Source organism: Alteromonas abrolhosensis (genome assembly GCF_001953635.1).
Lineage (GTDB): Bacteria > Pseudomonadota > Gammaproteobacteria > Enterobacterales > Alteromonadaceae > Alteromonas > Alteromonas abrolhosensis.
This window is the reverse complement of the sequence record NZ_MEJH01000012.1, coordinates 113,896-124,412: the sequence shown is the minus strand read 5'-3', so window position 1 is coordinate 124,412 and position 10,517 is coordinate 113,896. Positions and strand designations below refer to the sequence as shown.

At 43.6% G+C, this 10,517-nt stretch carries 8 protein-coding genes and 1 pseudogene; 4 read left to right on the top strand and 5 right to left on the bottom strand.

Annotated features, from left to right (window positions below; all coding sequences use genetic code 11):
- Positions 1-171, bottom strand: a pseudogene (locus BGK61_RS19875) (ISL3 family transposase); the annotation flags it as partial.
- A gap of 539 nt (positions 172-710) precedes the next feature.
- Positions 711-1,082: a winged helix-turn-helix transcriptional regulator gene (locus tag BGK61_RS16195; protein ID WP_076011840.1), complete on the bottom strand. Its 372-nt coding sequence runs from the start codon at positions 1,080-1,082 to the stop codon at positions 711-713.
- A gap of 145 nt (positions 1,083-1,227) precedes the next feature.
- Between BGK61_RS16195 and BGK61_RS16190 the strand changes: the two genes are divergently transcribed.
- The 4 genes from BGK61_RS16190 to BGK61_RS16175 all read left to right on the top strand — a co-directional run bounded on the left by BGK61_RS16190 (position 1,228) and on the right by BGK61_RS16175 (position 5,207).
- A complete protein-coding gene (locus BGK61_RS16190) occupies positions 1,228-1,824 on the top strand; it encodes an NAD(P)H-dependent oxidoreductase (protein ID WP_076011839.1) in 597 nt (198 codons plus the stop codon).
- Positions 1,825-1,870: 46 nt separating this feature from the next.
- Positions 1,871-2,239 (top strand): hypothetical protein, encoded by a 369-nt coding sequence (locus BGK61_RS16185; RefSeq protein ID WP_076011838.1) that lies wholly within the window; start codon positions 1,871-1,873, stop codon positions 2,237-2,239.
- A gap of 87 nt (positions 2,240-2,326) precedes the next feature.
- The gene (locus BGK61_RS16180) at positions 2,327-3,046 is read left to right on the top strand and encodes a glutathione S-transferase family protein (RefSeq protein WP_076011837.1); all 720 of its coding nucleotides are present in this window, start codon (positions 2,327-2,329) and stop codon (positions 3,044-3,046) included.
- A gap of 70 nt (positions 3,047-3,116) precedes the next feature.
- On the top strand, positions 3,117-5,207 hold the full coding sequence (locus BGK61_RS16175) for an ATP-dependent helicase (RefSeq protein WP_076011836.1): 2,091 nt from the start codon (positions 3,117-3,119) through the stop codon (positions 5,205-5,207).
- A gap of 36 nt (positions 5,208-5,243) precedes the next feature.
- On the opposite strand, the gene BGK61_RS16170 is transcribed toward BGK61_RS16175, so the two are convergent.
- The 3 genes from BGK61_RS16170 to BGK61_RS16160 all read right to left on the bottom strand — a co-directional run bounded on the left by BGK61_RS16170 (position 5,244) and on the right by BGK61_RS16160 (position 10,393).
- Complete coding sequence (locus tag BGK61_RS16170; protein WP_076011835.1) at positions 5,244-6,332, bottom strand: Gfo/Idh/MocA family protein; 1,089 nt, start codon at positions 6,330-6,332, stop codon at positions 5,244-5,246.
- A 255-nt stretch (positions 6,333-6,587) separates the two neighbouring features.
- Complete coding sequence (locus BGK61_RS16165; RefSeq protein ID WP_076011834.1) at positions 6,588-9,425, bottom strand: PAS domain S-box protein; 2,838 nt, start codon at positions 9,423-9,425, stop codon at positions 6,588-6,590.
- A 161-nt stretch (positions 9,426-9,586) separates the two neighbouring features.
- A complete protein-coding gene (locus tag BGK61_RS16160; protein ID WP_076011833.1) occupies positions 9,587-10,393 on the bottom strand; it encodes a hypothetical protein in 807 nt (268 codons plus the stop codon).
- Positions 10,394-10,517: the final 124 nt, after the last annotated feature.

Below are 10,517 nucleotides of genomic sequence, written 5' to 3'. Positions count from 1 at the left end.
CGTGTGCTTCACGGTACGCTTATGTGTCGCTTTTATGCGTAAATGTCGACTCTCACAATGCATGCATTGCGGCTTTTTAGTGGGCTTTGCCCACACTTCAATAAAATCATGTCGATGAACACGTTCTATTTCTAACTCACTTATGCCTAAAATAGTACCTGCGTGGGACATCTGTACTCTCCATTAAATGATTCTTCGCAAAATCAGTTTAATGAATGCGGATGTCCCCCGTTAATGATGAAGAGCCAAACCAACTTTTCAGTTGGTTTTTTTGTGCCTGAATTTCAACAAATCGCCACGCGAGCGTGTCGGCCGAGTGTCGGTCCAATCAAAGTCCGCCCACTGGTACCATTTACTTCTGCTAGAAGTAGATACTGAAACCGACTTTTGAGTCGGTTTTTTTGTGCCTGAAGTTCAGCAAATCGCCACGCGAGTGTGTCGGCCGAGTGTCGGTCCAATCAAAGTCCTCTCACTGGTGTCATATCTCCTAGAAGTAGATACTTAAAGCGACCTTTGAGCTGTTTTTTTGTGTCTCGATTTCGGGATCTGCGCCGAATAAGTTACTAGTGGAACCTCCGAAAGGTGGGCACTACAGTAACGTAAGAGTTCGGAGTCGTGCTCGATAAAACTATGATTCACTGACTCATGTGATCCAGCACTAATAAAATTACACTTTACGAAATATCGGACGTTAAAAACCGGTTTGAAAACTATTTAGTGTTTATCTGTACATCATAGGTTTCAGACCACACTCTGAGTTCATCCAAAATGTGCAAAGCCGTTCGTCCGAACGCTGTCAGCTCATAGGTAACAGCAACAGGCCTGTCGCTTATCACCTTCCGCAACACCATACCTTCGTCTTCGAGCTCTTTGAGTCGCTGATCAACCATCTTTTTAGTTGCGCCACCAAGCATCCGTGCAAGATCGTTAAATCTGACAGGCTCATCTTTCAGATGATAAATAATCGATCCCTTCCATTTTCCGCCGATTAATCGCATTCCTTTTTCGATAGCACAGGGCTCCATGCAAGCATTGTAAACTTTTTTTCTTCCTTTACTGTCTGTTTTTATTGAACTTTCCAAATTATCCCCCTCATTTAAGCAAGGTTACTAAAAGTATACTAATTGATTTGGGTTTAAAGGTTACTAAAATATACCACATAACGTTAAGCGAGAAAATACACTTGCTTTCAATAACCTGTATAAAAGTAATCTTAGGAGTTATTTAATGAGCACAACGAGTTTAGGCAATGTTCTAATTATCAATGCACATCAGTATTACCCATTCTCAGAGGGCAAGCTGAATGCTGCCTTTGTTGATAAAGCCATCACTCTGCTTGAAGACAAAGGCTATAACACACGCTTGGTAACGATGGCAGAAGAATACGACGTGGATGAGCAGCTTGCACATCATCAATGGGCTGACTTTGTCATTCTTCAATCACCCATTAATTGGATGGGTGTGCCTTGGTCATTTAAAAAATATATGGACGAAGTGTATACCGCAGGAATGGGCGGCGCTTTGTGTGCAGGCGACGGACGAGTAGCAGAAGAACCTAAGAAAAATTATGGTACTGGCGGCACGCTTACTGATGTGAAGTACATGATGTCTTTGACCTTCAATGCTCCAGAAGAGTCGTTCAATGATAGTGAGGAGTTTTTTGACGGCAAGTCTGTTGACGACTTAATGCTCCCAATGCATATGAACTTCAAGTTTTTTGGCATGACGCCAATGGCAACCTTTGCCAGTTTCGACGTGATGAAAAATGCAGATGTTGAAAATGACTTTAAACGCTTTGAAACCCACATCAACAAGCACTTTTAATCCAGTTATAAAGCGACGCTTTTTGAAAAACGTCTGAGGAGTTTTTATGTCTTTTTTACGCTCTGTATTGAAATCCGGAATGTGCTTGTTGTTGGCAGCGACTGCTCATGCTCACGAGCAGCATGAGCCAGGACACATTGCTTCACCGGAACAGTACGAATTGTTGCTCGAAAGCGAGCACGCTCTTGTTTTAAAGATGGTATTAAGGCCGGGCGAAAGCGATTCTTTTCATCGTCACAACAACGAAACGGTTTACTTTGAAAAAGGCAGCAAGTTAAAAATTGAAGCGCATGGAAGCGAGCCGATTGTTGTTGATGTTCCAGACGGACATGTCATGTGGCATGAGGCGTGGATACACAAAGTGACAAACCTAGGTGAGCAGACAGCTATCGCAATTATTGTAGAAGAAAAATAGGAGAGGTTTTCAATGGTATTTACTGATAATCCAGAAGCTCTGCTTTGGCACGTTATTACTTATTGATACGCGAGGGAGAATACGGCAATGAGTTCACAAAAAGATATACACCTATACACAGCATCTACGATGAATGGCTGGAAACCTCTTGTTTTTCTTGAAGAAGCCGGTATCGAATACGATTTAACAACTATCGATTTTTCGAAGAACGAGCAAAAAGCGCCTAACTACGTGAAGCTCAATCCAAATGGCCGCATTCCTACCATAGTCGATCGCTCCAACAACGACTTTGTTGTTTTCGAATCTGGGGCCATTCTTTGGTACTTGGCTGAGAAGTACGGGAAATTTCTCCCATCCGCTCCTGATGAGAAGTCAAGAACACTACAGTGGCTGATGTTCCAAATGGGCGGCGTCGGGCCAATGATGGGTCAGGCAATGTATTTTCAGCGTATAGCGGCTAAAAACGGCAATGAAGATCCGTTCGCTATTAAACGTTACGTAGATGAAAGTCGCCGACTAATGGAAGTACTGAATACACATCTGAAAGGTAAAGACTTTCTCGTTAACAACGAGTACACCATTGCGGATATGGCTACCTACACGTGGGCAAGAGCCTATTATTGGGCGAATGTCAGTGTTGATGGTCTCCCTCACCTGCAAGCATGGTTCGACAGAATTGACGAAAGGCCTGCCACACAACGTGCTCTTGAAATTCCAAAACCATTTTGGGCTTTCTTCGGTAAAGGCGACGTTGAAGCTCAAGAACGTGAAAACGCCGAACGCTTCAAGAATGATGTGAGAAAGTAACCATAAAAAACTGTTTAAACATACAGTGCATTACTTTATCCTATCGAAGTGCTCTTCAATAGGATTTTTTATGCTCTCTCATTCTGAATTAAACCCACAACAGCAAGAAGCCGTGAATTACGGGTTAAGCGCCACCACAATGGGCCAAACAGAATTGAGTAATGCAAAGCACCACCCGCTATTAATTATTGCAGGGGCTGGCACAGGGAAAACCAACACCCTAGCCCACAAAACAGCACAATTAATATTGAATGGTGTGGCGCCAGAACGAATTTTATTGATGACGTTTGCTCGAAGAGCCTCGGCGGAATTGAGTTCTCGAGCGAACCGCATAATAGAGCGTACGTTACGTGAGAAACAAAAGGCGTATCATCCGGTCACACTTCCTTGGATGGGCACTTTTCATTCAATCGCATCGCGACTGCTACGAGAGCACGCTTCACTCATTGGGTTAGATCCTGACTTTACGGTCATGGATCGTAACGACAGCGCGGATATGCTTGATTTGATCCGTCACGAGCTTGGCTTTAGCGGGGTAAATCGACGCTTTCCTAAAAAGAAAACGTGTCTGGAAATTTATTCTCGTTGCGTGAACGCACAAGCACCGCTTATCGATATACTTGATACGCATTTTCCCTACTGTAGCGAGTGGGAAGAAGAGCTAAAAACGCTGTTTGCTCATTATGCGAAAACTAAAATTGAGCAAGTAAGTTTAGACTATGACGACTTGCTGCTTTACTGTTTTCATATGGCGCAGGTTGACACTATAGCCCAAAAAGTAAGAGAGCAATTTGATAATGTATTGGTAGACGAATATCAGGATACCAACGTACTTCAAGCAGGCATTCTAAAAGGTTTCTTCCCTACTGGTGAAGGTCTTACCGTTGTAGGCGATGACGCTCAATCAATTTATTCATTTCGCTCGGCCACGGTGGACAATATCCTTAACTTCCCCAATGCATTTTCCTTGCCTGGCAAAGTGATAACGTTACAACAGAATTATCGGTCACATCCGAACATATTGAACTTGTCTAATACCCTGCTTTCAGAAAGCGACGAAGGCTACAAGGTGTCGTTGTTTAGCAAACGTAACAACGGTCCAATGCCTAAGTGGGTAACTGTTGAAAATGACATGTTCCAAGCAGAATACATTGTTGAGCGAGTTTTGGCGGCTCGTGAAGAAGGGATTGATTTGAAACAGCAAGCCGTGCTGTTTCGTTCAAGTTATCACAGCGATCGTCTAGAGCTTGAACTTACTCGACGCAATATCCCTTTCGTTAAACACGGTGGCCTTAAATTTCTGGAAGCTTCGCATGTAAAAGATATGCTTTGCATTTTACGTTGGGCAGATAACCCTAAACATAAAATATCTGCCTTTCGAGTGCTTAAGTTATTGCCCGGCATAGGTCCAAAGATAGCTGAGAGAGTGTTTAACGATTTAGAAAAGCACGACTTTGCATTAGGTAAATTGCGCAGCTTCGCACTCTCAGAATCCGCGAAGCCTTCGTTCCTTTCTCTTATAGATTTGCTAGATAACGTGCACCACAACAATATTCCATGGACCGAGCAAGCAAGCGCCATTGCAGAGTTTTATAAAGATTTGTTGGAAGCTAATTATGACGATCATTTCACACGTTTCGGCGATATTGAACAGCTCATAATGATCTCTGGGCAGTATTCATCGAGAGAACGATTTTTAACTGAACTCACACTAGACCCACCGCAGAGCACAGGTGATCTGGCAGGCAAACCTTTGCTTGATGATGACTTTCTTATCTTGTCGACGGTGCATAGCGCTAAAGGGCAAGAGTGGAAACATGTGTTCGTACTGAATGTTGCCGATGGCAATTTTCCCAACGAGTACGCAGCGGGTGATAAACGTGCGCTTGAAGAGGAGCGACGCTTACTTTACGTTGCCATAACACGAGCGAAAGATGAGCTTAGCTTAATCCAGCCCCTGAAATATTGGGTGCCAGAGCAACAAAAGTTTGGTGACAAGCACGTATACGGCGCCAAGAGCCGTTTTTTTACCGACGCGGTTAGCGCTTGTATGGAACCGATTGCATATCCTAAGCGCACTGCTTCGGCCAGCGAAAAGAAAATTGCCAAAGGTGCGATTGCTGATATTAAGAAGAACATTCTTGGCATGTGGAATAATTAAAACGTTAACGCCGCAACAATTGGAAAAAGCGTTGCCCTAAAGCATTACAGTTTCACCCGTTTCCGCAGCTTTAAAGATTGCATTCACTATTCGAATGTCAGCAAGCCCTTCGCTACCCGTCACCATTGGCTTACGGCCGGTCAAAATCGCCAATGCGTCATTGTCCATTTGCAGCGTCTGCTGCATTCCTTTAATAGGAGCCAGCGTTTTTCCATCTGACGTTGTGCCCGTTACACCGTTGTAGCTTTGCATCGGCTTAAGCTGATACCAACCATTTTCACAGTCTGCTTTGAAGTGATTAAATCCTTCCACGACGCTGGTGCCGCAATCTGCCACCAGCCCATCGCCAAAATCCATAGTAAACAATGTGGTCTCATCAACCTCGGTGAATTTGTCAGGGAACCGCTTGGGAGGGTGGCTGCCAGTAACAGACACTGGTTCACGTCCTGTTAGAAAACGCGCCCCGTTTATGGCGTATACGCCCATATCGTAGAGTGCACCGCCCCCCATGTGCTTTTTCATACGCCAGTTGTCAGATGCTCTTCCCTGGCCGGCATAACCGGCAAAACTCGATACTGCAGTGATGTTCCCATAGGGTTTAGTTTCAAGGTATTGATGAAAGGTACGCGTGTTGGGTTCATGCTGCATGCGATAGCCAATAGACAATTGCACCCCATTTTTGTTGCAGGCATCGATAATGGCTTGGCATTCCTCACTATCCATCGCCATCGGTTTTTCACACCACACGTGCTTTCCAGTATTTGCAGCTTGCACCGCAAAATCTTTGTGTGTACCGGTCGGAGTAACAACATAAATAACATCAATGTCATCGTTATTCGCAATTTCAGCCATTGTGCTGTAGGTGTAAACATAACGGTCTTTAATGCCATACTGCTTTTGCCACTGCGGGATCTTATCTTCACTCCCTGTGATGATGCCTCGTAGCTCACAATGCTGCGTATGCTGTAAAGCAGGCGCCAGTAAGTTCGTGCTGTAATTACCCAAGCCCAGCAAGGCCACTCCTACTTTTCTCTTGCTAGGCTGAGCTATTAAATATGAGCTTTGTGCAATGAGCAAACCTGAGCCTGCCAACTGAAGAAATCGACGACGAGAAACGTGAGCCATTATTGCTCTCCACTAAGAAGTTAAACCGTACCTTGGTTTTAGTAGTGTCTTTTTTGCATTGGGAGATCACATGAGCGTGACGATTTTTTTAGAATGCGCTTTTTTGGAATGCGTAATAAAACATGCAGAGCCAGCCTCGCTAGATGGTTCCCTATAACACTTAAAAACGTTACTGCGAGGCTCTCTCAGCGTAAAGAGTTGTGCGCCACTAAAGACAATCCGCGAATTTAGTGCTTAATTCACAGCAATATTTATTTAATTTTCACGTTTCACTTTTGCTTGCCAAGCTTCAGCTACAATAGGTTCAAGATCGCTTAAATCCAACGGTTTAACAAGGTGATGGTCAAACCCAACTTCTTTGGAGCGCTGAATGTGCGATGGCTGTCCCCAGCCCGTTTGCGCTACAAAAATAGCGTTTGCTAAAGCCTTGTTTTTACGAAGTTCAGCACATAAATCGTAGCCATTCATTCCCGGCATACCAATATCCAACATCACCAAATCGGGTGTGAAAGATTCTACTGCCTTTAATGCTGATATTCCGTCTTCAACAACGTGTACTTCGCACCCTTTGGCCTCCAAAATCCAGCCCATAGTAATTGCAGCGTCCTGATTGTCATCTGCAATTAACACACTGAGCTTTTCTGGTGGTGTATCTACCAATTGTTCAACCTTTTTGCGCTTACTGGTTGCAATAGGGACATTGTTTAAAGTCGGAAGTATGACTTCGAATTTAGTACCTTTTCCTACACCATCACTAAAAACGTTCACTGTCCCATCGTGCAGCTCGGTGAGCCTTTTTACCAATGTAAGACCAATTCCAAGTCCACCTTGCGAACGTTCAAGAGCGCCTTCAACTTGGCTAAACATATCGAAAACAGTTTCTAGTTTATCAGGAGGGATCCCTTCCCCATTGTCTTTAACGGTTATAGTAACCTTGCCATCAAACGTACTTATACGAACTTCTATATTTCCGCCCGGCGGTGTGTACTTCGCTGCATTATTGATGATATTAGAAAAGATCTGAGACAATCGAATAAGATCGCCATTCACCCAAACGGGAATAGCCACTTTTTCGATGGATAAAGTATGCTGCTTTTCGTCAATCAAAGGCTGGATAGTTTCTATCGCTGTACCCAGTATTTCACATAAATTTGCCGGCTTGCGGTGAATTTTAATTTTCCCTCGTGTAATACGTGACACGTCCATCAGATCATCGACTAGCCTTATCATCTGATTCACTTGTCGTTCTACTCGACCAAATGCCTCGCATTTTTGGCTCTGGCTGTAATCGTTAGACTGTAAGATTTCTAACGCGTTACGAATGGGTGCCAACGGATTACGCAATTCGTGGGCTAATGTCGCGAGAAACTCATCTTTTCTTCGGTCTGCTTCTTGAAGCGCGTCTATAGCATTCCGCTCTCTTGTGGTATCAACACCTACCCCAGGAAAACGGTCCGGTTCTCCTTCACTGTCATAAATGACGCGACCTCTAAAAGATGCCCAGCGAATGGTGCCGTCTTTCTGCAAGATGCGATATTCCTGATTGTAGGGGGTACCATTATCAATACTTTCTTGTATGGCGGCGTTATTCGCTTCTAAATCATCTGGATGGATGTACTGCCGGGGTACTTCAATCGCTACGCCGTGCTCTGCCTGCTCACTGGTTAAGTTAAATAACTCCCCCAAGCGCTCATCTGCTGTAAAGATGTTTTGCTTAATGTCCCAGTCCCAAATACCAAAGCTATGTGAAGCTTCCAGCGCCAATCGCCTGCGAGACTCTGCACGCTTTGCCATTTCTTCAGCTTGCTGGCGTTCTGTTACATCTCTTGTCGAGCCTGCAATGGCTTCAACATTGCCGTCTTCACCTATAACCGGAACAAAAATATAATCATAAATACGTCGACCATTTGTGCCGGTAAAGGGAACATCCCCACGAATGGGTTGCTTGGTGTCTATAACTTGTCGAATCTCTTGCATGTGCATATCTGCATGCCAGGGTTCATACCCCAGTTCCAGACAGGTTTTGCCAATCGCTTCATCCCAACTCATGCCCCACATTTGCAGTAGTGCGTCATTAGCATAGGTAAAGCGCCCTTCAAGGTCGAAGATATAGAGTAAATCTGGCGTATTGGATAAGGCCGTTTCGTATAGCCTGCGCTGCTTATTAAAAGATTCTACGTTTTCTATTAATGCCGATTCTGCTGCACGTCGAGCGCGGTTTTCATTGTTGCGCTCGATGATTATTGCAGCCGTTTTCGACAGCGCATTAATAACATCAATGTCATCAGGTAAAGGGGTAAGCCGCTCGCGATGAAATAAACAGAACGTACCCAGAACCGTACGGCTTTCTGCAGATAAAATAGGACGACACCAAAATGATTGAAGCCCTAATGCCTGAGTGGACTTACAAAAATCGTTAAAGTCAGATGATGAGTTGATGTGAGCGCTAACTACATCTCGAGTTAAACAGCATTTACCAAGCGGCGTATCGCCATCAATTTTAATATTATCAAAATTTTGCCTAGTTTCTTTTGGCATAGAAGGTGCCGCGGCACAAACGAGTGACAGTTCATCTTCACTCACTAACGATATGCCACTAACAGCCTGAAAATCTGTGACCTTTTCTACCGCATTAACCAAAATAGTTAACACATCCTGTAGCTTAGCGCCTGACAGTGTCAGCCTCATGGCATCTCGTTGAGACTGAGAAATAATCTGTAACCTGCGTTTTGTTGAGAAGTCATGAAAAGAGAAACCGACAATACCAGCGATTACAGGAAAAACGGTAAGCTTGAACCAGGAAAGATCTACGCCAAAACGTATTTCAATAGGATCTCCGGTTTCTTGTTTAAGTGCGCGTTCAAATTGTAGAGAAATTTGTGGCACTTGCGCTTGAGGAAATAAACGAAACACAGAACTGTCAGAACCGTTTAGCGTCGACAGCCCGCAAATTGCGCGCGCCTGATGGTTTGCGTATATCACTTTGCCTTTAAGATTAGCCAGGATAACCGCATCAGTAATATTTTCTATCAGAGCTTGAAAAGGAATGCCGTCAGTACAGAAAGATGAGGCCTCACAAATTGGCTCGGACATAATGCTCTCAAATAATGCAGAAAAAATTATACTAAAGTAGAAAGTGCGATTTAGCTAATAATTTAGACCGAGTCTAACAAGTTATTCTTATTAAATTGTTCTGTATTGCACCTGAAACACAATAGTACTTGGGTTATTGTCGTAGGGTTTGTGTAAATACATCACTTAGGCCAAAATTGTGAAATATGACGTTCTGCTGTCTGTGTTACAACGTCTTGGTTCAACGCATATTGGTCACCTAAAAAAGTATGTGCTAACTCACTGCTAGCCAGTGCAGTAGATAATAATTCATATGCATCGTCGATAGAATTTCCTCCCTCGCAGTATTTCACGTGGTGGTCTACGCTGCCATAACAAGATAGCTGTTGGTTAAACCAGCGTTGAATAATCATTTTCCCTAATTGCTTATACCGCGCCTGATGGGAACCAAAAACGACGAAATATGTTTTATCAAGGGTTAAGCTACTCTCCTCTCGAAGGGTATTTAATACTTCAACGGTTTTTTCTACCTCATGTTGTGCAACCGTATCCATTGCCTTCGCAAATATAGGTTGCAACTCTTCTTTAAGAGAGGAGATATTTAACAAACCGCCTTCCTCAGTATTGTTTAGCCAACGCTCTATTGCATCAGTACATGACTTAAATAAGGGGTGAGCGTTCATTTTGGCAAAAGATTCTGCCAGCTCTCTCCTCTCACGTTGTTGAGAGGTATACATCATTAAAAGAGGGAGATGGGCTATAGCTTTGATATGATGGTAGTCTTCACTTACTACCGTAAAGTTGCGCTGCTGTTCACCAGTAACAAACATAATTCTGTCGTCTACCCTAATTACTACCTGATATTCACCACGAGTAAAGGCATCTTTAAAGGCACTTTTTCTTTCATGAAGTGCATCGTGAAAGCGTTTATTTACAGTGTGAAGAATTCCTTTCTCGGGAAGTGATATCGTGTCTTTAACAAAAGTCATTGCGCTAAGTTGTGGATGGACGTGGTTTACCTACGAGGAGATGATTAAGTTTGATCAATCTGGGTATTAGCAGAGAATTAAAACCATAACCGAAATCAGTCTAATTAATTGGGTTGCAAAATCA